This window comes from Microbacterium sp. LMX7-1.2 (assembly GCF_040675935.1).
Lineage (GTDB): Bacteria > Actinomycetota > Actinomycetes > Actinomycetales > Microbacteriaceae > Microbacterium.
Map to the genome: position 1 here is coordinate 3,323,985 of NZ_JBEGIL010000001.1, position 20,666 is coordinate 3,344,650.

Genomic DNA, 20,666 nt, shown 5'->3' on the forward strand with positions numbered 1-20,666 from the left:
GTCACTCGCCGGATTCGCGCTGTTCGCGCACCATCTCGACGACTTCTTCATACTGCGGTGCGTTCATGAAGTTGTCCACGGACACGTGCACCGAGTTCGGCGACTGCGCCTTCGCGCGGTCGGTCAACTGCTGCTGCGTGATGACGAGGTCGGCCGTGCCGTCGAGGTTCGCGATCGCCTGGTTGACGACCGTGACGTCCTCGATGCCCGCCTTCTTGAACTTGTTGCGCAGGACGCTCGCGCCCATCGCCGAAGAACCCATACCTGCGTCGCACGCGAACACGATGTTCTGGATCGGGGTCGTGGCGACGGCCGTGGCCGTGGCAGTGGTGCCACCGGCAGCAGCAGCCAGGTTGGACAGGGTGCTGGACGACTTGCCCTTATTTGCCTCAGTCTTCGCGATGGCTGCGGCGAGCGGGTCGCCGTTCGCAGCCTCTGCTGCCAGATCACGCTTGCGGGAAGCGAGCAGGATCGGCATCGAGATCGCGAAGGTGACCGCTGCGGAAAGCACCACCGACAGGATGACGCCGAGGTGGCTGCCGGGAGCCGTCTGGATGAGGACTGCGAAGATCGATCCCGGAGCGGCCGGGGCGACCAGCCCCGACTGGAAGATGACATTCGTGAGAACGCCGGTCGCGCCACCCGCGATGAGGCCGAGGATCAGGAGCGGCTTGGCCAGGACGTAGGGGAAGTAGACCTCGTGAATGCCGCCGAGGAACTGGATGAGGAACGCGCCCGGAGCCGTCGCCCGCGCGACGCCGACGCCGAAGACCGCCAGAGCGAGCAGCATGCCTGCACCGGGTCCGGGGTTCGCCTCGACGAGGAAGAGCAGGCTGCGTCCCGTCTCCTGGACCTGCTCGGTGCCGAGCGGGGTGAAGACGCCGTGGTTGATCGCGTTGTTCAGGAACAGCACCTTCGCGGGCTCGACGATGATGCTCGCCAGCGGCAGGAGGCCCGTCTCCACGAGCCAGCCGACCGCGCCGCCGAGGAGATCGGTGAGCCAGCGCATCACGGGCGCGAGCCAGAAGAACGATGCGAGCGCCATGAAGAACGCGACGAAACCGGCCGAGAAGTTGTCGACCAACATCTCGAATCCAGGCTTGATCTTGCCCTGCCACGGTCGCTCGACCCACTTCAGGATGAGAGCCGTGAGCGGACCGGCGATCATCGCGCCGAGGAACATCACGGTGCCCGAGGCCCCGCTGATGACGCCGAACGCGGCGACAGCGCCGACAACGCCACCGCGGTGACCGTGGACCATGCGACCACCGGTGAACGCGATCAGCGTGGGAAGGAGATACGTGATGATGGGGCCGACGAGACCGGGGAAGGTCACTCCATCGATCTCACCTCCGCCAAGGATCGCCGAGTCGGCCCAGCGCCATGCCTCGACGGGGCTGTTGCTTCCCAGCCATCCGTCGGGGATGAACAGGGCGGTGATGAAGCCCCAAGCGATGAATGCCGCGATGTTCGGCATGACCATTCCCGAGAGGAATGTGCCGAAGCGCTGCACTCCTACTCGAACGCCGCCGGATCTCGTGGCGGCTGGTGACGTCGTCGTCATGATGTCGTCTCTTTCTGGTGAGGGAGGGAGGTCGTGGCGTCGGCCACGGCCTGTCGGGCGCCGGCGGCGTCATCGGCTGCCAGTGCCAGTTCGGCGAGGTTGCGGGCCTCGTCGAGGGTGCGTGCGGACAGGGTCTGGCGCACGTCCGCCAGGGCGGACGGAGCCATCGAGAGGCTCGTCGCGCCGAGGCCGACGAGCACGACGGCGAGCAGCGGATCCGCCGCCGCCTCGCCGCAGATGCCGACGGGCTTGCCGAGGCGTGCGCCGGCGGCGCCCACTTCCCGGACCAGGCGCAGCACAGCGGGGTGCCACGGATCCTGGAACCCGGCGACCGATCCGAGGAGGCGGTCGGCGGCCATCGTGTACTGCGTGAGGTCGTTGGTGCCGATCGAGGCGAAGTCGGCGTGGGCCAGCACGCGATCGGCGAGAAGGGCGCTGGACGGGACCTCGACCATGACGCCCGCGGTCTTCAGGCCGTACTCGCGGGCGAGGGCCGTGAAGTACGCGGTCTCCTCGACGGTCGCGACCATGGGGGCCATGACCCACAGTTCGGCCTCGGTCTCGGCGTCCGCCTCGGCGAGGGCCGTGAGCTGCTCGCGCAGGATGTCCTCGCTCGCGCGGAGGGCGCGGAGCCCGCGCAGACCCAGGGCGGGGTTCTCCTCGTGCGCGTCGTTGAGGAAGGCGAGCGGCTTGTCGGCACCGGCGTCGAGCATGCGCACGACCACCTTCTTGCCGGGGAACGCCGCCAGCAGCTCCCGGTACGCCTCGCGCTGCTGCGCCACGGTGGGCGCCTGCGACGACGACAGGAACAGGAACTCGGTGCGGAAGAGCCCGACGCCCTCGGCCCCACGTGCGACGGCATCGGATGCGTCTGCGGGCTTTCCCAGATTCGCCAGCAGCGGGATCAGCGTGCCGTCGGCGAGGGCGCCGGGAGTGAGGGGAGCGGCGTCCGCCGAGCGGCGCGCCGCGGCGCGCTCCTCGGCGCGCTCCTTCTCGACATCGGTCGGGTCCGTCGTGACGATCCCGGCTGCGGCGTCGACGATGACGCTCTGACCGCTCGCGAGCTCGGAGGCCGCCGCGGCGCCGACGATCGCGACGATGCCCTTCTCACGGGCGAGGATCGCGGTGTGCGAGGTGGGGCCTCCGTCGAACGTGATGAGCGCGAGGACCTGGTCGAGGTTCAACAGGGCCGTGTCGGCTGGCGCGAGGTCGCGGGCGACCAGCACGAACGGGTGACCGGGATCGGGGACGCCGGGTGCCTCCACGCCACGCAGACGGGCGAGCACCCGCTGGGCGATGTCGTCGAGGTCGGCAGCGCGCTCGCCGAGATAGCCGCCGACGGCCTCGAGCGTGGCCTTGAATCCGGCGAAGGCGTCGTGCACAGCCCACTCGGCCGTCGCGCCGTCGTCGATGCGGGAGTCGACCTCGTCCTGCAGAGTCGGGTCCTCCGCGATCATGGCCTGCGCCTCGAGAACCTCCTGGGCCGATCCGCCGGCCGTCTCGCCGCGAGCCGTGAGCTCCTGAGCGACGGCCGCGATCGCCTCGCGGACGCGCGAGCGCTCGGCATCCGGGCCTTCGGTGCTCGGGGTGTTCTCGGGCGCGGGCAGCGCCTCCGTCATCCGGACGACCGGTCCCTGGGCGACGCCCAGACCGATCCCCACTCCGCGCAGTTCGCTCATGCGGTGTCCTGGTCGTGATCGGTCGTCAGCAGTTCGGTGAGCGTGTCGAGCACGGTCTCCGCGTTGTCGCCGTCGGCCGTGAGCGTGACGTAGTCGCCGTGCTCGATCGCCAGGGCGATCACGCCGAGGATGCTGGCGGCGTTGACCGCCTTGCCGGAGTCCTTGGCGATCGTGACGGGGATGCCCGAATCCTTCGCCGCCTGTGCGAAGAGCTTGGCCGGTCGTGCGTGGAGTCCGTGGGAGGAGCCGATCCGGACGGTACGGGAAGCGGTCATGGTGTTCCTTTCGGGGTGTTCCTGACGTCGATGATCGAGCGCGCGAACGCGAGCGTGCGGGTGCCGTCCCTGTCGGCGAAGACGTCGTCGGGGAGCAGCGCGACCGGGGCGATGACCGCCTCGCGGAGCGCTTCCAGACGCGGCGCCATGTGCGGGCCGAGGAGGACGAGGTCGTGGTCGCTGCCGACGAGGGTGCTCTCGGTGCCCGCAGCCGCGTCCCAGTCGAGACCGGCGTCGGCCGCCGCACGGCGGAGTCGCTGTGCGACGAACGTGCTCGACGCGCCCGCGCCGCACACCACCAGGATCCTCATCGATCGATGCCACCTTTCCTGAGAACATTCTGGGAAGAGACGGATGCCGGGTGCCAACAGGTTCCTTTCCGCCCCCGCGGAACCCCCGTTCCGGCGCGGGGGTTCGACGCACCTGGCAGGATGGAAGACACGTCACGACAGTGCGGTCAGCACGGGAAAAGGGGAGGATGATGTCTCGGCAGCGCCAGGACCAGCTCCTCTCGACTTTGCTGCGTCGGGGCAGCTGGGCGACGGCCGCGAGTCTCGCCGATCAGCTCGGAGTCACTCCGCGCAGCATCCGCTCCTATGTCGCGGCCCTCAACTCACGGACGTCCGGCGCCGACGCGATCGAGTCCGGACCGGCCGGATACCGGGCCGGGGCGAGCGCGCGTGAGGCGCTGCGCACGCGCCAGGGCGGCGAATCGGCCCCGCGTGACCGCCTGCACGCGCTCGTCCGTGCGCTCCTCGACGACCCGGATGGGATCGACGTGTTCGCGATGGCCGAGCGGCTGCACGTGAGCGAGGCGACGCTCGAAGCCGACCTCGCCCGTGTGCGCACGCTCCTCGACGACAGCGCGCTCGTGCTCGAGCGCGACCGGGAGACGGTGCGTCTGCGCGGCGACGAGACCGCGCAACGCCGCCTGCTCTCGCGCCTGGCGCACGACGAGATGGACGCGGCGTCCTTCCATCCTGAGACGTTCCGTCGAGCGCTGGACGGCAGCGCCGTCCCCGCGCACGCCGTCGGCCCGTTCAAGTCGGAGCTCGTCCGCGAACTCGGCGCACTCGGCTACTACGTGAACGAGCTCGCGATCTCCGACGTGCTGCTGCACATCGCGATCGCGGCGGATCGGGTCGCAGCCGGCCACGCCCTCGAGGCGACCGCTACCGGAGCTCGCCCGGAGATCCCCGCGGTCGGCACCGTCATCGCCCGCCTCGCGCAGGAGCACTTCCAGGTGTCTCTCGGCCCGGGCGACAGCGGGCACCTGGCTTCCCTGGTCCTCACCCGCGTCGTCGCGCCGGGTCAGGATGCCACCCGCGACGTCGCCCGCAGCGGGATCGAGCCCGGTGTCGAGGCCGCGGTCCGCGAGGAGATCGCGCGCGCGGCTGAGGACTTCCAGGTCGACCTCCTCGACGAGACCTTCGTGCTCCGGCTCGCGCTGCATGTGCAGAACCTGCTGCGCCGCGCCGAGGAAAGCGCTCTCACCCGCAACCCGCTCACGCGCTCGCTCAAGACCTCGTACCCGATGATCTTCGAAGTGGCGGTGTCGATCGCGAGCGGGCTCCATGACCGGCTCGGCACGCCCATCCACGACGACGAGATCGCCTACATCGCCATGCACGTCGGCGGGCGGCTGGAGCGCAGCCGCAAGGCCGAGACGATCCTCACCGCCACGATCGTGTGCCCCGGCTACTACGAGCTCCACGAGCTGCTCCGATCGAGCGTCGACCGATCGCTCGGCTCGGCGATCGAGGTCACGAGCGTCGTGACGAACGTCGATCCCGACTGGTCGTCGTTCGACACCGATCTGGTGCTCAGCACGATCGAGCCCGGTGCCGCTGGTGACCGCTATGTCCGCATCCAGCCCTTCCTCACGGATGCCGACGTCGACCGCATCCAGCAGGCGGCCGGGCGCGTGCGCCGCGCTCGCCGCCTCGCGCGCCTCCGCGCCGAGCTCGCCCGGTACTTCGTCGCCGACGCCTTCGTCCATCCGCTCCCCGACGAGGGGGAGGAGACCATCATCCGCCGTCTGGGAGGCTTGCTGGTCGACGCAGGTCTGATCGGCGAGGACTACGTCGACAACACGATCGCCCGCGAACGGATGTCCTCGACCGCGTTCACCGACGCCCTGGCCGTGCCGCACGCCCTGCAGATGACCGCGGCGCGGACAGCGATCGCGATCGGGGTGGCCGAGGGCTCGGCAGCATGGGGCGACGGGCGCGTGCAGGTCGTCGCGCTCGCCGCCTTCAGCGAGAGCGACCGCACCGCGTTCCAGACCGTCTTCGAGCAGCTCGTCGAGGTGTTCAGCGAGAGGGACAGCGTGCAGCGCATCGTGCGCCGCGGCACCACGTTCGAGGCCTTCCTCGACGAGCTGGTCGCCGTGATCGACGGCTGAGCCCGAGGTTCGGCGGTTCTGTGTCTCAGCCGCGCGGATCGAGCACGCCCGCGAGCGTGTCGAGCACCGCATCGGCCCCGGGCGACTCGGGTGTCTCGAGCACTACCGCATCTCCCTCGGCGAGGGCGAGGTCCATGATCGCCAGCACGCTGCTGAGATCGACCACCGCCCCCGTCGAGGTCTGCAGGGTCACGCTGTGCGAATGCGCCTGGACGAGGCGCACGAGCTCCGCGACGGGACGCGCGTGCACCCCGTTGTGCGCGGTGATCACGACGTGTCTGCGTGGCATGGTGCGACCTACGAGCGCTCGTCCAGGAGGGCGCGGACCGCGGTCTCGAGCTCTCCGACGGCCTGCGTCGCGTGCTCCGCGGAGTCGCCGGCGGCGTCGATGTAGACCTTGAGCTTGGGCTCGGTCCCGCTCGGACGCACGATGATGCGCGAGCCGTCGAGGAGTCGGTAGCGCAGCACGTCGCCCGACGGCTGACCCTGCTCGGCGTGCAGCAGGTCCTCCGCCGCGGCGATGCCCCGCTGGCCGAACTGTGCGGGAGGCGTCGCACGGAGCGACTGCATCACGGTGCCGATGACCGACAGGTCCTCGACGCGCACCGAGACCTGGCCGCTCGCGAAGTGCCCGTAGGTGTCGCCCAGCTCGACGAGCAGGTCGGCGAGCGAGGCCCCGCGACCGTGGGCCTCGGCCGCGAGTCCGAGGATCGCGACGACGGCGGAGATGCCGTCCTTGTCCCGCACCGTCCCGGGGTTCACGAGATAGCCGAGTGCCTCCTCGAAGCCGAAAACGATGCCGGGTGCGCGTGAGATCCACTTGAAGCCCGTGAGCGTCTCGTGGAAGTCGAGTCCGTGGTGCGCGGCGATCGCCCCCAGGCCGGGCGACGACACCAGTGAGCAGGCGAGTGAAGCGCCGGGCGTCCCTGCGGCCGCACGTGCCGCGCGGGCGCCGAGCAGCAGGCCGACCTCGTTGCCGGTCAGTCGTCGCCATCCGCCGTCCGCGGAGGGATCGGGGATCGCGACGGCGAGGCGGTCGGCATCCGGATCGTTCGCGAGGATGAAGTCCGCCTGCACGCGCTTCGCCCGGGCGAACGACAGGTCCATCGCGCCCGGTTCCTCCGGGTTCGGGAACGACACCGTGCGAAAGGTCGCGTCCGGCTGCAGCTGTTCACCCACCACCATGGGCTGCGGATACCCTGCCGCCTTCACGATCGACGAGACCGTCTCCCAGCCCACGCCGTGCATCGCCGTGTACACCCAACGCAGACCCGAGGCCGCCTCGGGGGCGGGCGCGACAGCGGCCGTGGCCGCCACGTAGGCGTCGACGACGTCCTCGGCCGCCGTCTCGTACGAGGTCGACCGGGGGAGGGCCGACACGTCGCCGGCATCCGCGACACTCTGGATGTGCGCCGCGATCTCGGCATCCGCGGGGGACACGATCTGCGAGCCCTGGTCCGCACCACCGAGATACACCTTGTACCCGTTGTCGTTCGGCGGGTTGTGCGAGGCCGTGACCATCACGCCCGCATCCGCACCGAGATGGCGCACGGCGAAGGCGAGCACCGGGGTCGGCAGCAGGCGGGGAAGCAGGATGGCACGCAGACCGGCACCCGCGAACAGCTCGGCCGAGTCCGTGGCGAACACGCGCGAGTTGCGGCGCCCGTCGTACCCGATCACGACCGTGGGCACAGTGCCGGGCGACTTCTCGCGCAGGTACGCCGCGAACCCGGCGGCGGCCTGCGCCACCAGCACGCGGTTCATGCGGTTGCTCCCGGCGCCGAGCGCGCCGCGCAGACCCGCCGTGCCGAAGGCGAGGCGCGTGGCGAAGCGGTCGTCGAGGTCGGCGAGCGCGGCCGCGTCACCGCCTCCCGCGCGGGTGATGACACCGGCGAGCTCGTCGCGGGTCTCCTGGTCGGGGTCCTGGCGCAGCCATGCGCGCGCCTGTGCGAGGCGCTCCTCGCTCACAGCGCCTCGACCACTCGGGCCAGCAGCGCCGAGATCACCGGCTCGGCCTCGCGGCCCGCCTCGATCACCTCGGCGTGGCTGAGGGGAGTCTTCTGGATGCCGGCGGCGAGGTTCGTGATGAGCGAGAACCCGAGGATCTCCATTCCCGCCTCGCGCGCCGCGATGGCCTCGAGGGCCGTGGACATGCCGACGATGTCGCCGCCGATGCGCTTGGCCATCTGCACCTCGGCCGGCGTCTCATAGTGCGGGCCGCGGAACTGCGTGTACACGCCCTCGTCGAGCGAAGGGTCGACCGTACGGGCGATGTCGCGCAGGCGCGTCGCGTACAGGTCGGTGAGGTCGATGAACGTCGCGCCCTCGAGCGGCGAGTCGGCCGTGAGGTTGATGTGGTCGCTGATCAGCACGGGCTGCCCCGGCTTCCACGTCTCGCGCACGCCCCCGGCGCCGTTGGTGAGCACCATGATCTTCGCCCCCGTTGCGGCGGCGGTACGGACCGAGTGCACGACGCGGCGCACGCCGTGGCTCTCGTAGTAGTGCGTGCGGGCGCCGATCACGAGGACGTTCTTGCCGCCCGGGGTGCGGATGCTGCGCAGGGTGCCGACGTGGCCCTCGAGCGCGGGCTTCGAGAAGCCGGTCACCTCGGTCGCGGGGATGGTCGCGATGGTCTCGCCGATGAGGTCGGCGGCCTTGCCCCAGCCGCTGCCGAGCGTGAGGGCGATGTCGTGCTTCTCGACGCCCGTGAGGCGCGCGATGTCCGCGGCGGCTGCGGCGGCGACCTCGAACGGGTTCGCAGTCGGGTCGTCGAGAGGGTTGCTGTGGTTTTCAGGCATGGATCCACTCTAGGAAGGTGGACGGCCGGGTGCCAGGATTGCGGAAGAATGGAGACCATGTCTTCCACCCCTTTCGAACGCACTCAGCGCGTCGCCGTGCTCGGCGGCGGTCCCGGCGGCTACGAGGCAGCCCTCGCGGCCGCTCAGCTCGGAGCCGAGGTGACCCTGGTCGAGCGCGTGGGCGTCGGTGGGGCGGCCGTGCTGACGGACGTCGTGCCCTCGAAGAGCCTCATCGCCACCGCGGATGCGGCCGTCGCGATTTCGGAGGCGTCCGACCTCGGTGTGCAGTTCTACGCCAAGGGCGAGCACGGCAAGCCGCTCAAGCCCGAGATCGCCATCAACCTGGCCGCGGTCAACAAGCGGCTGATCGCCCTCGCCGGCCAGCAGTCCGAGGACATGCGCGCCACCCTGCTCGAGGCCGGCGTCCGCATCCTGTCCGGTCACGGCCGCCTCGAGGGGCCGAACGCGATCATCGTCTCGACCGGGCAGGACGGCACGGACTTCGACCGCGTCGAGGCCGACACCATCGTGGTCGCGGTCGGCGCCTCGCCGCGTGAGCTCTCCTCCGCGAAGCCCGACGGCAAGCGGATCCTCACCTGGACCCAGCTGTACGACATGAAGGCGCTCCCCGAGCACCTGATCGTCGTCGGATCGGGTGTCACGGGGGCGGAGTTCGCCTCCGCGTACATGAACCTCGGCGCCAAGGTCACGCTGGTCTCCAGCCGCGAGCAGGTGCTCCCCGGCGAAGACCAGGATGCCGCGAAGGTCTTGGAGAAGGTCTTCAAGCGGGGCGGTATGGAGCTGCTGTCGAAGGCCCGCGCCGAGAAGGTCGAGGTGATCGACGACGGCGTCCGGGTGACCCTCGCCGACGGGCGCACGGTGGAGGGCAGCCACTGCCTGATGGCCGTCGGATCCATCCCGAACACGCAGGGCATCGGCCTCCAGGAGGCGGGTGTCGAGCTCACCGAGCAGGGCAACATCCGGGTCAACCGGGTGGCGCGCACCTCCGTCCCCAACGTGTACGCGGTGGGCGACTGCACGAACTTCTTCCCGCTCGCCTCCGTCGCCTCGATGCAGGGCCGCACGGCCGTGTTCCATGCGCTGGGCGACATCGTGATCCCGCTCGAACTCATCAAGATCACCTCGAACATCTTCACTGCGCCGGAGATCGCGACGGTCGGCTACTCGCAGAAGGACGTCGAGGACGGCGTCGCCGACGGCCTGGTCTACAAGCTGCCCCTCGCGGCCAACCCGCGCGCCAAGATGATGGGCATCAAGGACGGCTTCGTCAAGCTCATCGCCCGCAAGGGATCGGGCACCGTGATCGGCGGCGTGATCGTCGCCCCCAAGGCGTCCGAACTGATCTACCCGATCGCGGTGGCGGTCGAGCGCCGTCTCACCGTCGACCAGGTCTCGCGCGTCTTCGCGGCCTACCCGTCGCTGTCGAGCAGCATCACCGACGCGAGCCGCGCGATGCACCTCGTCAACATCTCGTAGATCGGGCCGAGCGTTTCGTCTCGCTCCGCGCGCTCGACGATCGGCGGTCGCCCCGTGAGGAGCGCGGCGACGAGACGAGACGCCCACGACGCGAGAAGGGCGCCCCACCGCGGTGGGGCGCCCTTCTCGTGTGAGCGGATGGAGGTGCGAGTCAGCTGATCGTGAGCAGCTGGTGGCCGGCCGAGACCGTCGCCCCGGCATCCGCGCTGATGTTGCCGACGACGCCGTCCTTGTGCGCCTGCAGCGGCTGCTCCATCTTCATGGCCTCGAGGACCACGACGAGATCGCCCTTGACGACCTGCTGGCCATCCTCGACCGCGACCTTGACGACCGTGGCCTGCATCGGCGACTTCACGGCGTCGCCCGACGCTCCGGCGTTGGCTGCGGTCGCATGGCTGCGACGCGACGGGGGCACGGCGGCGGGACGTCCCGCGGTGCCGGCGGCGACCGCGACACGGTCGGGCAGGCTGACCTCGAGGCGCTTGCCGGCGACCTCGACGACCACGGTGTGGCGACCGGACGCCGCAGCGGGCGACTCGAGCTCGCCGTCCCACGCGGGGATGTCGTTGACGAACTCGGTCTCGATCCAGCGCGTGAACACGCCGAACTCACCGTCCTCGGCGGTGAACGCCGGATCGTTCACGACCTTGCGATGGAAGGGCAGCACGGTGGGCAGACCCGCGACCTCGAACTCCTCGAGGGCACGTCGGGAGCGCTCGAGGGCCTCGGCGCGGTCCTTGCCGGTCACGATGATCTTCGCGAGCAGCGAGTCGAACGCTCCGGAGACCGAGTCGCCGGCCGTGACGCCGGAGTCGAGGCGGATGCCGGGACCGCCGAAGGTCTTGAAGACGTGGATCGGGCCCGGCTGGGGGAGGAATCCGCGACCCGGGTCTTCGCCGTTGATGCGGAACTCGATCGAGTGGCCGGTGGGCGCGGGGTCGTCGTAGTCGATCGTGCCGCCCGCGGCGATGCGGAACTGCTCGCGCACGAGGTCGATCCCGGTGACCTCCTCGGACACGGGGTGCTCCACCTGCAGACGCGTGTTCACCTCGAGGAAGGAGACCGTGCCGTCGGCGCCGATGAGGAACTCGCACGTGCCTGCCCCGACGTAGCCGACCTCCTTGAGGATGGCCTTGGACGCGGAGTACAGCTGCGCGTTCTGCTCCTCGGTGAGGTACGGCGCGGGCGCCTCTTCCACGAGCTTCTGGTGACGGCGTTGCAGCGAGCAGTCGCGCGTCGAGATCACCACGACGTTGCCCTCGGCATCCGCCAGGCACTGCGTCTCGACGTGACGCGGCTTGTCGAGGTACTTCTCGACGAAGCACTCGCCACGGCCGAAGGCCGTAACGGCCTCGCGGGTCGCCGACTCGAAGAGCTCAGCGACCTCGTCGAGCTCGCGTGCGACCTTGAGGCCGCGTCCGCCGCCGCCGTACGCGGCCTTGATGGCGATCGGAAGGCCGTACTCCTTCGCGAACGCGACGACCTCGTCGGCGCCGGAGACCGGGCCGGGGGTGCCGGGGGCGAGGGGCGCCCCGACCTTCTCGGCGACGTGACGTGCGGTGACCTTGTCGCCGAGCGCCTCGATGGCCTCGGGGGACGGGCCGATCCACGTCATCCCCGCGCCGATCACAGCTCGGGCGAAGTCGGCGTTCTCGGCGAGGAAGCCGTAGCCCGGATGCACGGCGTCCGCGCCGGCGCGACGGGCGACCGAGAGGATCTTCTCGATCTGCAGGTACGTCTCGGCGCTGGTCTCGCCCCCGAGGGCGTAGGCCTCGTCGGCGAGTCGGGTGTGCAGTGCGTCGCGATCCTGGTCGGCGTAGACCGCGACCGAGGCGATCCCGGAGTCGCGGGCGGCACGGATGATGCGTACGGCGATCTCGCCGCGGTTGGCGATGAGCACCTTGGCGATATCAGGCATGATTGCCAGCCTAGCGAGAAGAAAGCCGATCTCTTTGACGACTCCCCACAAGAAAGGTGGGGAAACGTCGAGGGGACCCTACGACCAGAGGTCGGTCCACTGCACCCCGAGCTCGGACGCCAGGCGGCGGACCGTCGACAGCGACATGCCGACGACGGTCGAGGGATCGCCCTCCACCCGCGTGATGAACGCACCGCCCAGGCTGTCGACCGTGAAGGCCCCGGCCACGTGCAGAGGCTCGCCGGAGGCGACGTACGCCGCGATCTCGGCATCCGAGATGTCGTCCGCGAACGTCACGGCGGCTTCGGCGGTCGCGGTGGCCTCGATCGGCTCGGCGCCCGGGGCCACTCGATACACGGAGTGGCCGGAATGCAGGATGCCGGTCGCACCGCGCATCTCCTGCCAGCGCCGCGTCGCCTCCTCGGGCGTGTAGGGCTTGCCGTACACGCGGCCGCCGAGCGCGAACATGGAGTCGCCGCCGATCACGAGCCCGTCGAAGGTCGCGTCGGCCGCGAGCTGCCGGGCGACGACTGCGGCCTTGGCCCGCGCGAGCAGGAGCACGAGGTCGGCGGGAGGGAGGTCGGCGCCGCGCTCGGCCGCCGCCGCCGCGGCCACGGCGTCCTCGTCGACGTCAGGGGACTGCGTGAGCGGTTCGATCCCCGCCTGACGCAGCAGCATGAGACGGGCGGGGGAGGTGGAGGCGAGGCAGACGCGCATGTGCACCACCGTATCCTCGAAGAATGACTTCCTCCTCTGACCTGCTCGATCTGGACATCACCGGTATCGCGCACGGCGGAACCTTCATCGCCCGCCATGAGGGACGAGTCGTGTTCGTCTCCGACGCGATCCCCGGGGAGCGCGTCCGCGCGCGCCTGGATGCCGAGTCGACCGGTGAATCGAAGAGCTTCTGGCGCGCCGAGACGGTCGAGGTGCTCGACCCCTCGCCGCACCGCACATCGCACATCTGGGCAGAGGCAGACATCGAGAACGCCCCCGAGTCGCGCCCCGGCGGGGCGGATCTCGGACACATCGAGCTCGCGCACCAGCGCGTCCTCAAGCGCCGGGTGCTCACGGAGGCTCTCGACCGGTTCGCCGGGGGCGGGCTCGAAGCCCCCGAGATCGAGGCGGTCGACTCGACGGACGGCACGGGGTGGCGCACGCGCGTCACGCTGCACATCGACGACGACGGCGCGGTCGGCCCCTATGCGGCTCGCAGCCACCGCGTCATCCGCGTCGGAGAGCATCCGCTGGCACGGCCGAAGATCGCGGAGGCCGCCCTCTCGCTCACGGGCGGGCGCCCGGGGAGCGTCGACCTCATCGAGCCCGCCGACGGGCGGGTGCGCATCCTCCGACGCGACAGGATCGAAGGGCGCCCAGGTCGTGGTCAGGGGCGCAGGCCGGAGCCGGAGGTCGTGCACGAGCTGGTCGGCGACCGCCGGTTCCAGGTGGATGCCGGGGGCTTCTGGCAGGTGCACCCGCGCGCGGCATCGGTGCTCGACGCCGCGGTCTACGGCGTGCTCGACGGGCACGTCGACGAGGCCGCCACGCACTACGACCTCTACGGCGGCGTCGGTCTGTTCTCGGCCACCCTCGGCGACCTCGGGGCCACCGACGTCGTGACGGTGGAATCGAGCCGCCGCGCGACCGCGCACGCCGCGGAGAACCTCGCGGGCCTCGACGCGACCGCCGTCACCGCCCGCGTCGATCGCTATCTCGCAGGCCTTCCCTCCGGTGCCACGGCCGGCGCCGTCGTGCTCGACCCGCCTCGGGCCGGCGCCGGTCGCGCCGTCGTGGAGGCGTTGCACGGGCTCGCGCCGGACGCGATCGCCTACGTGGCCTGCGATCCGGTGGCGCTTGCCCGCGACCTGGGCACGTTCCGGGATCTGGGCTGGCAGGTGCCGACGATGCGCGGATTCGATCTGTTCCCGCACTCCCACCACTTCGAGGTCGTCGCGCTGCTCACCCGGTGAGCGCCGCGCTCATCCCCGATCGCGACTCAGTAGGCTGGACGGATGAGCAGGGTCGCACTCATCGACGATCACGAATCCGTCCGCCTCGGTCTGGAGGCGGCGTGCGCTCGTGACGGAGCGCAGACCGTCGTGTTCTCCGGCAGCACCGTCGGCTCGTACCTCGAATGGCGGGTGATGACGGCCGCCGCGCCCGCCGACGTCGTCGTGCTCGATCTCACCCTCGGCGACGGCACCACCGTGACCGAGAACGTCTCCTCGCTCGTCGCCGACGGTGCGAGCGTCGTGATCCACAGCGTCGCCGATCGCCCGGCCGCCGTGCGCGAGGCGCTCGTGGCGGGAGCCGCGGGCGTCGTGAGCAAGTCCTCGGCCCTCGACGACGTCCTCGACGCCATCCGCACCGTCGCGCAGGGCGACCCCCTCAACAACGTCGAGTGGGCGAGCGCGGTCGACGGCGACAGGGAGTTCGCGGACGCCCAGCTCTCGACCCGCGAGCGCGAGGTGCTGCGGCTGTACGCGACGGGCCTGCCGCTCAAAGCCGTGGCCGAGCGACTCGGCGTGGCCTACTCCACGGCCAAGGAGAACATCACCCGCATCCGCGTCAAGTACGTAGACGTCGGGCGCCCCGCGCCGACCAAGGTCGACCTGCTGCGCCGTGCGATGGAGGACGGCATCGTGGCCTCCGACGGGGCGCCGAGTGCCCGCTGATCCGCTCAGCATCCGCGAAGCCTGGAGCCAGATCCCTTCTCCGGGCAGCGTGGAGACCGAGTTCGAGCGCTTCACGGGCAAGCGCATGGAGCGCATCCTCGCGACCGTGGTCGCCATCGGGTCCTCCGTGCTCGGCACGCAGGCGCTGATCGCGGCGCTCTCGACGACCTCGTGGAGCGACGGCCCCCGGGTCGCGACGCTGCTCGCGGTGTACATCCCCTTCGCCGCCATGCTCGTCGCGTGCGTGATCGGGCGGGCGGTGCGCGTGGCATCCGGTCTCTTCGCCGTCGCCTACGTGCTGGCGCTCGGAGCCTGGCCGAGTCTCGTCGGTCCTGACGCCTCCGCGGCGGATCAGCCGTGGATCTTCTTCCTCGTCAACGTGGGCGTCGTCGCGGCGATGCTGGCGTTTCCGCTGTGGCTGCAGTTCGCCTGGGCGGTGGGGCTCCCGTTCGTCTACGGCTACGTGCGGCTCGTGGAGGGCTCGTTCTCCCGCGACTTCTGGGTCACGACGGCGTTCGATGTGTCGTTCACGCTGATCCTCGGCATCGTCATCATCTCGCTCGGGTGGATGTTCCGCTCGGTGGCCGCGGGCGTGGACGAGGCGCGGGCGCGCGCGGTGGCGTCGTACGCGGATGCCGCCGCCGCGGCCGCAGCGGAGGAGGAGCGCGTCGCGATGTCGGCGCTCATGCACGACAGCGTGCTCGCCGCCCTGATCGCGGTGGAGCGGGCCGAGGGAGAGCGGGCACGCGACCTCGCGGTGGGCATGTCGCGCGAGGCGCTCACCCGACTGGCCAACACCGAGGCCGCGGTCGCGCAGGAGGGCAGCGACGAGCCGATCGGCATGTCGCAGATCGTCGTCGAGTTGCGCCGCGCCCTCTCCGAACTCGGGGCCGATGCGATCGTGGAGGAGCGCGGCGGACCCGGTCTGATCCCGGGGCGTGCGGCCAGGGCCCTCGTGCTCGCGGCGCGTCAGGCGCTGGGCAACGCGGTGACCCATGCGCACGGGCGCGGTCTGCACATCCTCGCGGAGGGGCACGGTGAGGAGGGTATCCGCGTCATCATCTCCGACACCGGTCCGGGCTTCGACGTCGATGCGATCGGCGCCGACCGTCTCGGCATCCGCGCGTCGATCCTGGCGCGCATGGCCGGCGTCGCCGGTTCCGCCGAGATCGACTCGAGCGAGCACGGCACCACGGTCGCCCTCGGATGGGAGAAGTCGTGAACCGGACGGTGCGCAGCGTCGCCACCTCGCTCGCCGTGGGCTTCGCGATGTACTTCGCGGCCCGGGGCGTGTGGTGGATCGAGCAACCGACCGGCCCGCTCTTCATGGTCGCGGCGATCGGCCTCTACCTGGTGGTCGTGAACGTCGCGATCCTGTGGGACTCGGCCGTCGATGTCAGGATGCCGCTGTGGACCGCGCTCGTCGCGCTGAGCTCGTCCGCGCTGATCCCGGCGCTCGTGACGCTGTCGCTGGATCCCGCCACACTGCGATCGCCGTTCGCGACCTGGTACATCGGCGCGCTCGGTCTGCTCGGCATCGTGTGCATCGTCCGCCGGCGCTTCGTGATCGGCTGGCTCAGCGTCATCGTCCTCGTCGCGGCGTCGTCGCTCGCGCTCGGGTTCTTCAGTGCCCTCTCCCTCGGCCTCGTGGGTTCGATCATGTGGGTCGCGGTCGCGCACCTGCTCGTGATGTTCTGGGACAGGGCGGTGCGCGACACCGAGCGCCTCGCCAGCATCCAGCAGGCCGTGTCCGCCTGGCACGCCACGCAGCAGGTCCGGCAGCAGGAGCGCCGGTTGGGCACGCATTTCGCGCTCGCGGTCGCGGGGCCCGTCCTGGCTCGGGCCGTGGCGACGCACGGGATGCTCGACGATGCCGAGCGGCTCGAGGCGCGCCTGGCGGAGGGGCGGCTGCGCGACGAGCTCCGCGGTGCCGACCTCCTCAACGACGAGGTGCGTGACGCGATCGAGGACGCACGCCGTCACGGCGCGGCCGTCACGGTGTTCGACGAAGGAGGGCTGGACGACGTCGCTGAGGCGCGCCGCGCCGAGATCCGCGACGAACTCGCGTCGGTGCTGCGCGCGAGCGTCGCCGAGAGGTGGATCATCCGGGCTGCGCGCGATCCGCGCACGGCGGTGACCGTGGTGGGTCGGGCCGCGGCCGGCGACTCGAGCGACGACGACGCCGTCGACGTGTGGCACGAGATCCCGCGGGCCCCGGAGGCCTGAGGACGCTCCGCGGCGCGGGGATCGATCGTGACGTCCCGCCCGACGTGTGGTTCGCGCGCTCCGCCTCGGCTCCGGCCGGGGGAGGTGACCGGAGGCGAGGGGGGAAGAGAGTGGGCGAGGGGCGGCGAAGCCGCCTGCCCCTCGCCATGCGGAACAGTTACCCGAAAACCGTCCCGCCGAAGACCGGTCTGCGTCTGTCTACCCTGGGACAGAGAGACCAGCCGAACGCGAAGCGTCCCCCTCAGTCTGATGGTTCTTCAAGACGTTGTCTGTAGGTATTTTGGGGGACACGAATTCCAGCGCATGCGAGAAGATGGGGCATGGTCAAGCGCCGCGGAACCAACCTGCCTCGGATGGGCGATTTCAACCAGTCCGTCATCCTGGAGGCGATCCGTCGGTCGGGGGAGGGCCTGAGCCGCATCGAGCTCGTCGACGAGACGGGGCTCTCGGCCCAGACCGTCACGAACATCACTCGTCGCCTGCTCGACGAGAAGGTCATCGCCGAGGCCGGCCGCACGATCAACGGCCCGGGCAAGCCGCGCGTCACGCTGCGCCTCGTGCCGGAGAGTCGCTACTCGGTCGGTGTACACCTCGACCCCGCGGTCATCACCGTGGTTCTGCTCGACATGGCGGGGACGGTGGTGCATCGCCACGTGGTGCGCACCTCCGAGCGGGAGCCGCGTCTGATCGTGGACACCATGGCTCGCACGATCGACGCCCTGATCCGCGACGCCGGGGTGGATCGCGCCGCGGTCGCGGGGGTGGGCGTCGCCGCGCCGGGACCGATCGACGCGGACCGGGGGACCGTGATCGATCCGCCGAAGCTCGACGGGTGGCACCGCGTTCCGCTGCGGGCCGTGCTCGGGGAGGCGACGGGGCTCGACGTGACGCTGGAGAAGGACACGACAGCGGCTGCCGTGGGGGAGCAGTGGACGGGCCGGTGGGACGCCGACCGGTCATTCCTGTTCGTGTACCTGGGAACCGGCATCGGCGCCTCCCTCGTGCGCGACAGCGAGGCCGTCCGAGGCAGCTCGCACAACTGGGGCGAGGTCGGTCACATCATCGTCGATCCCGACGGCCCCGAGTGCGCGTGCGGCAGTCGAGGATGCGTCGAAGTGGTGTGCACCCCCCAGGCGATCGTCGAGCGCGCGATCCAGGGAGGCGTGCTCGACACCGACGCGAACGCGGTCGAGGAGCGGTTCACGCTGCTGTGTGATCGGGCGCGAGCGGGGGACGAGGCGGCGCTCGGCGTGCTCGAAGGGGCTGCCGGGCATCTCGCCGTGCTGATCTCCTCGCTCACGAACGCGATGGATGTGGATCGCGTCGTGATGGGCGGTCCGTTCTGGAGCCGTGTGGCGGACGTCTACCTCCGGGAGCTCCCCACCCTGCTGGAGGGACGCAACGCCACCCGTGCGCTGCGGACGCTCTCGGTGGACGGCACCGTCGTGGGCGACGACGTGGCCGCGGTCGGGGCGGCGTGCGTCGTGCTCGACGAGATCCTGAGCCCGCGTCCTTCGGACCTGTACCTCGAAGACTGAACAAGCCTGCAACCCGAATACCGGAATATCGGGTTAAACCGTCGGTGCGTATGTCCACTCGATGTACTATCGAAGCGGATGCGATGACTGGGGTACCGAGGGGGAAGCCGTCACGCATTTACGACGGAGGCTGTCTGCGCGGTCCGTGAGCTGGGGGGCTCGCGGACCCGCAGTTCGGCCGCCTCAGCCGGCGAAGCGGCCCCAAGGGATGTCGCGCCGTAGCGGACGCCGCATCGGGCGCTGCGTGCGGGCCCAGGCCGAGACGATCGGCTCCTCCGCCACCGCCTCCGCCGCCTCCTGCGCGTAGGCGTCGCTGACCACGGCGATCAGCGCCGCGAGCTCCTCCTCCGTCGCCGAGCCGCGCGTGATCTCGATGGTCGGCCGTTCGTCCCGGCCGTCCGTCGAACCCTGCTCCTCCGCGCGCGTCACAGCGGGATGTTCCCGTGCTTCTTGGCCGGCAGCTCGGCGCGCTTGCCGCGCAGCGCTCGCAGCGCCTTCGCGACCGAGACGCGGGTGTTGGCCGGCTCGATGATGCCGTCGATCTCGCCGCGCTCGGCCGCGAGGAACGGCGAGGTGACGCTGTAGGTGTACTCGTTCGCGAGGCGCGTGCGCACGGCGGCGACGTCCTCCCCGGCCTCCTCGGCCTTCTTGATCTCGTTGCGGTACAGGATGTTCACCGCACCCTGACCGCCCATCACCGCGATCTCGGCCGTCGGCCAGGCGAGGTTGACGTCGGCGCCGAGCTGCTTGGAGCCCATCACGATGTAGGCGCCGCCGTAGGCCTTGCGCAGGATCACCGTGACCATCGGGACGGTGGCCTCGGCGTACGCGTAGATGAGCTTCGCGCCGCGCCGGATCACGCCCGTCCACTCCTGATCGGTGCCGGGGAGGTAACCGGGCACGTCGACGAGCGTCACGATCGGGATCGAGAAGGCGTCGCAGAAGCGCACGAAGCGGCTGGCCTTCTCGCCGGCCTCGATGTTCAGGGTGCCCGCCATCTGCGACGGCTGGTTCGCGATGATGCCGACCGAGCGGCCCTCGACGCGACCGAAGCCGATGAGGATGTTCGGGGCGAACAGCGGCTGCACCTCGATGAAGTCGCCGGCGTCCACGACGTGCTCGATCACGGTGTGCATGTCGTACGGCTGGTTGGGCGAGTCCGGGATGATCGTGTTCAGCGAGCGATCGGCATCCGTGGTCTCCCACTCGAAGCCGCTCTCGTACCCGGGGATCTCTGCCATGTTGTTGTCGGGCAGGAACCCGAGGAGCGTGCGCGCGTAGTCGAGCGCGTCATCCTCGTCCTGCGCGAGGTAGTGCGCGACGCCCGAGCGGGTGTTGTGCGTGAGGGCGCCGCCCAGCTCCTCCATGCCGACATCCTCGCCCGTGACCGTCTTGATGACGTCGGGCCCGGTCACGAACATCTGGCTGGTCTTGTCGACCATGATCACGAAGTCGGTGAGGGCAGGGCCGTACACGGCGCCGCCGGCGGCCGGGCCCATGATGATCGAGATCTGCGGGATCACGCCGGAGGAGCGGGTGTTCAGGCGGAAGATCTCGCCGTACTTGCTGAGGGCGAGGACGCCTTCCTGGATGCGAGCCCCGCCCGAGTCCAGGATGCCGATGATCGGCATCCCGTTGGTGAGGGCGAACTCCATGATCTTGATGATCTTGTCGCCCGACACCTCGCCGAGTGAGCCGCCGAAGGTCGTGAAGTCCTGGGAGTACACCGCGACCGTCCGGCCGTTGATCGTGCCGACACCGGTGACGACGGAGTCGCCGTAGGGGCGGTTGCGATCCATCCCGAAGGCCGTCGTGCGGTGACGCACGTACTCGTCGAATTCGACGAAGCTCCCCGGATCGACGAGCAGCTCGATACGCTCGCGGGCGGTCATCTTGCCCTTGGCGTGCTGCTTGTCCTGCGCGGTCTTCTCAGCGTCGACAACGGCTTCGTTGTAGCGAGCGCGGAGGTCTGCGATCCTGCCGGCGGTGGTCGAGAGTTCGGGCTTTTCCGTCACGGATTCCACCCTATCGTCGCCCCGGCGCTCTTCCTTGGATGCTCACCACAACGGCTCGCCGGATCCTTTGGCGTCTG

At 70.4% G+C, this 20,666-nt stretch carries 18 protein-coding genes; 7 read left to right on the forward strand and 11 right to left on the reverse strand.

Going from position 1 to position 20,666, the window contains the following annotated elements:
- Position 1 precedes the first annotated feature (1 nt).
- Genes MRBLMX7_RS16315 through MRBLMX7_RS16330 form a run of 4 tightly spaced genes read right to left on the reverse strand, consistent with a single transcriptional unit; the run spans position 2 to position 3,829 of the window.
- Positions 2 to 1,564 carry a PTS mannitol transporter subunit IICB gene (locus tag MRBLMX7_RS16315; RefSeq protein ID WP_363370075.1) on the reverse strand — a complete coding sequence of 521 codons (1,563 nt, stop codon included), beginning with the start codon at positions 1,562 to 1,564 and terminating at the stop codon, positions 2 to 4.
- A complete protein-coding gene (ptsP, locus tag MRBLMX7_RS16320; RefSeq protein WP_363370077.1) occupies positions 1,561 to 3,243 on the reverse strand; it encodes a phosphoenolpyruvate--protein phosphotransferase in 1,683 nt (560 codons plus the stop codon). Before ptsP ends, MRBLMX7_RS16315 begins: the two co-directional genes overlap by 4 nt.
- Positions 3,240 to 3,518 carry an HPr family phosphocarrier protein gene (locus MRBLMX7_RS16325; protein WP_050722796.1) on the reverse strand — a complete coding sequence of 93 codons (279 nt, stop codon included), beginning with the start codon at positions 3,516 to 3,518 and terminating at the stop codon, positions 3,240 to 3,242. The genes ptsP and MRBLMX7_RS16325 overlap by 4 nt, the downstream gene beginning before the upstream one ends.
- Entirely contained in the window at positions 3,515 to 3,829 is a 315-nt protein-coding gene (locus tag MRBLMX7_RS16330) for a PTS sugar transporter subunit IIB (RefSeq protein WP_050722797.1), read from the reverse strand. Before MRBLMX7_RS16330 ends, MRBLMX7_RS16325 begins: the two co-directional genes overlap by 4 nt.
- 170 nt (positions 3,830 to 3,999) lie before the next feature.
- Here MRBLMX7_RS16330 and MRBLMX7_RS16335 point away from each other — a divergent pair, with 170 nt between their 5' ends.
- On the forward strand, positions 4,000 to 5,922 hold the full coding sequence (locus MRBLMX7_RS16335; protein WP_050722798.1) for a BglG family transcription antiterminator: 1,923 nt from the start codon (positions 4,000 to 4,002) through the stop codon (positions 5,920 to 5,922).
- A gap of 25 nt (positions 5,923 to 5,947) precedes the next feature.
- Here MRBLMX7_RS16335 and MRBLMX7_RS16340 read toward each other — a convergent pair whose 3' ends face one another.
- Genes MRBLMX7_RS16340 through MRBLMX7_RS16350 form a run of 3 tightly spaced genes read right to left on the reverse strand, consistent with a single transcriptional unit; the run spans position 5,948 to position 8,720 of the window.
- A complete protein-coding gene (locus MRBLMX7_RS16340; protein ID WP_363370080.1) occupies positions 5,948 to 6,211 on the reverse strand; it encodes an HPr family phosphocarrier protein in 264 nt (87 codons plus the stop codon).
- An 8-nt stretch (positions 6,212 to 6,219) separates the two neighbouring features.
- The gene (locus MRBLMX7_RS16345; RefSeq protein WP_363370082.1) at positions 6,220 to 7,890 is read right to left on the reverse strand and encodes a phospho-sugar mutase; all 1,671 of its coding nucleotides are present in this window, start codon (positions 7,888 to 7,890) and stop codon (positions 6,220 to 6,222) included.
- The gene (locus MRBLMX7_RS16350) at positions 7,887 to 8,720 is read right to left on the reverse strand and encodes a purine-nucleoside phosphorylase (RefSeq protein ID WP_363370084.1); all 834 of its coding nucleotides are present in this window, start codon (positions 8,718 to 8,720) and stop codon (positions 7,887 to 7,889) included. The genes MRBLMX7_RS16345 and MRBLMX7_RS16350 overlap by 4 nt, the downstream gene beginning before the upstream one ends.
- A gap of 48 nt (positions 8,721 to 8,768) precedes the next feature.
- Between MRBLMX7_RS16350 and MRBLMX7_RS16355 the strand changes: the two genes are divergently transcribed.
- A complete protein-coding gene (locus MRBLMX7_RS16355; RefSeq protein ID WP_363370086.1) occupies positions 8,769 to 10,217 on the forward strand; it encodes an NAD(P)H-quinone dehydrogenase in 1,449 nt (482 codons plus the stop codon).
- Between the two features lie 151 nt (positions 10,218 to 10,368).
- Here MRBLMX7_RS16355 and MRBLMX7_RS16360 read toward each other — a convergent pair whose 3' ends face one another.
- Complete coding sequence (locus MRBLMX7_RS16360) at positions 10,369 to 12,135, reverse strand: acetyl/propionyl/methylcrotonyl-CoA carboxylase subunit alpha (protein ID WP_363370088.1); 1,767 nt, start codon at positions 12,133 to 12,135, stop codon at positions 10,369 to 10,371.
- Positions 12,136 to 12,213: 78 nt separating this feature from the next.
- Positions 12,214 to 12,852 (reverse strand): Maf family protein, encoded by a 639-nt coding sequence (locus MRBLMX7_RS16365; RefSeq protein ID WP_363370972.1) that lies wholly within the window; start codon positions 12,850 to 12,852, stop codon positions 12,214 to 12,216.
- Between the two features lie 23 nt (positions 12,853 to 12,875).
- On the opposite strand from MRBLMX7_RS16365, the gene MRBLMX7_RS16370 reads away from it, so the two are divergent.
- The 5 genes from MRBLMX7_RS16370 (at position 12,876) to MRBLMX7_RS16390 (ending at position 18,574) form a co-directional block, all read left to right on the forward strand.
- Complete coding sequence (locus MRBLMX7_RS16370) at positions 12,876 to 14,105, forward strand: class I SAM-dependent RNA methyltransferase (protein WP_363370090.1); 1,230 nt, start codon at positions 12,876 to 12,878, stop codon at positions 14,103 to 14,105.
- A gap of 42 nt (positions 14,106 to 14,147) precedes the next feature.
- Complete coding sequence (locus MRBLMX7_RS16375) at positions 14,148 to 14,810, forward strand: response regulator transcription factor (protein ID WP_363370092.1); 663 nt, start codon at positions 14,148 to 14,150, stop codon at positions 14,808 to 14,810.
- A complete protein-coding gene (locus MRBLMX7_RS16380) occupies positions 14,800 to 16,032 on the forward strand; it encodes an ATP-binding protein (protein ID WP_363370094.1) in 1,233 nt (410 codons plus the stop codon). Before MRBLMX7_RS16375 ends, MRBLMX7_RS16380 begins: the two co-directional genes overlap by 11 nt.
- Positions 16,029 to 17,036 carry a hypothetical protein gene (locus MRBLMX7_RS16385; RefSeq protein ID WP_363370096.1) on the forward strand — a complete coding sequence of 336 codons (1,008 nt, stop codon included), beginning with the start codon at positions 16,029 to 16,031 and terminating at the stop codon, positions 17,034 to 17,036. Before MRBLMX7_RS16380 ends, MRBLMX7_RS16385 begins: the two co-directional genes overlap by 4 nt.
- A 320-nt stretch (positions 17,037 to 17,356) precedes the next feature.
- On the forward strand, positions 17,357 to 18,574 hold the full coding sequence (locus MRBLMX7_RS16390) for an ROK family transcriptional regulator (RefSeq protein ID WP_363370097.1): 1,218 nt from the start codon (positions 17,357 to 17,359) through the stop codon (positions 18,572 to 18,574).
- A 183-nt stretch (positions 18,575 to 18,757) separates the two neighbouring features.
- Here the strand turns inward: MRBLMX7_RS16390 and MRBLMX7_RS16395 are convergent, their stop codons facing one another.
- Both MRBLMX7_RS16395 and MRBLMX7_RS16400 read right to left on the reverse strand, forming a co-directional pair.
- Positions 18,758 to 19,003 (reverse strand): acyl-CoA carboxylase subunit epsilon, encoded by a 246-nt coding sequence (locus tag MRBLMX7_RS16395; protein ID WP_363370099.1) that lies wholly within the window; start codon positions 19,001 to 19,003, stop codon positions 18,758 to 18,760.
- On the reverse strand, positions 19,000 to 20,589 hold the full coding sequence (locus MRBLMX7_RS16400; protein WP_414685112.1) for an acyl-CoA carboxylase subunit beta: 1,590 nt from the start codon (positions 20,587 to 20,589) through the stop codon (positions 19,000 to 19,002). Before MRBLMX7_RS16400 ends, MRBLMX7_RS16395 begins: the two co-directional genes overlap by 4 nt.
- Positions 20,590 to 20,666: the final 77 nt, after the last annotated feature.

What these genes read in the sequence shown, in the direction of transcription:
- MRBLMX7_RS16315 (WP_363370075.1), bottom strand. Translation starts at nt 1,564, where the DNA reads ATGACGACGACGTCACCAGCCGCCACGAGATCCGGCGGCGTTCGAGTA.
- ptsP (WP_363370077.1), bottom strand. Translation starts at nt 3,243, where the DNA reads ATGAGCGAACTGCGCGGAGTGGGGATCGGTCTGGGCGTCGCCCAGGGA.
- MRBLMX7_RS16325 (WP_050722796.1), bottom strand. Translation starts at nt 3,518, where the DNA reads ATGACCGCTTCCCGTACCGTCCGGATCGGCTCCTCCCACGGACTCCAC.
- MRBLMX7_RS16330 (WP_050722797.1), bottom strand. Translation starts at nt 3,829, where the DNA reads ATGAGGATCCTGGTGGTGTGCGGCGCGGGCGCGTCGAGCACGTTCGTC.
- MRBLMX7_RS16335 (WP_050722798.1), top strand. Translation starts at nt 4,000, where the DNA reads ATGTCTCGGCAGCGCCAGGACCAGCTCCTCTCGACTTTGCTGCGTCGG.
- MRBLMX7_RS16340 (WP_363370080.1), bottom strand. Translation starts at nt 6,211, where the DNA reads ATGCCACGCAGACACGTCGTGATCACCGCGCACAACGGGGTGCACGCG.
- MRBLMX7_RS16350 (WP_363370084.1), bottom strand. Translation starts at nt 8,720, where the DNA reads ATGCCTGAAAACCACAGCAACCCTCTCGACGACCCGACTGCGAACCCG.
- MRBLMX7_RS16355 (WP_363370086.1), top strand. Translation starts at nt 8,769, where the DNA reads ATGGAGACCATGTCTTCCACCCCTTTCGAACGCACTCAGCGCGTCGCC.
- MRBLMX7_RS16360 (WP_363370088.1), bottom strand. Translation starts at nt 12,135, where the DNA reads ATGCCTGATATCGCCAAGGTGCTCATCGCCAACCGCGGCGAGATCGCC.
- MRBLMX7_RS16365 (WP_363370972.1), bottom strand. Translation starts at nt 12,852, where the DNA reads ATGCGCGTCTGCCTCGCCTCCACCTCCCCCGCCCGTCTCATGCTGCTG.
- MRBLMX7_RS16370 (WP_363370090.1), top strand. Translation starts at nt 12,876, where the DNA reads ATGACTTCCTCCTCTGACCTGCTCGATCTGGACATCACCGGTATCGCG.
- MRBLMX7_RS16375 (WP_363370092.1), top strand. Translation starts at nt 14,148, where the DNA reads ATGAGCAGGGTCGCACTCATCGACGATCACGAATCCGTCCGCCTCGGT.
- MRBLMX7_RS16390 (WP_363370097.1), top strand. Translation starts at nt 17,357, where the DNA reads ATGGTCAAGCGCCGCGGAACCAACCTGCCTCGGATGGGCGATTTCAAC.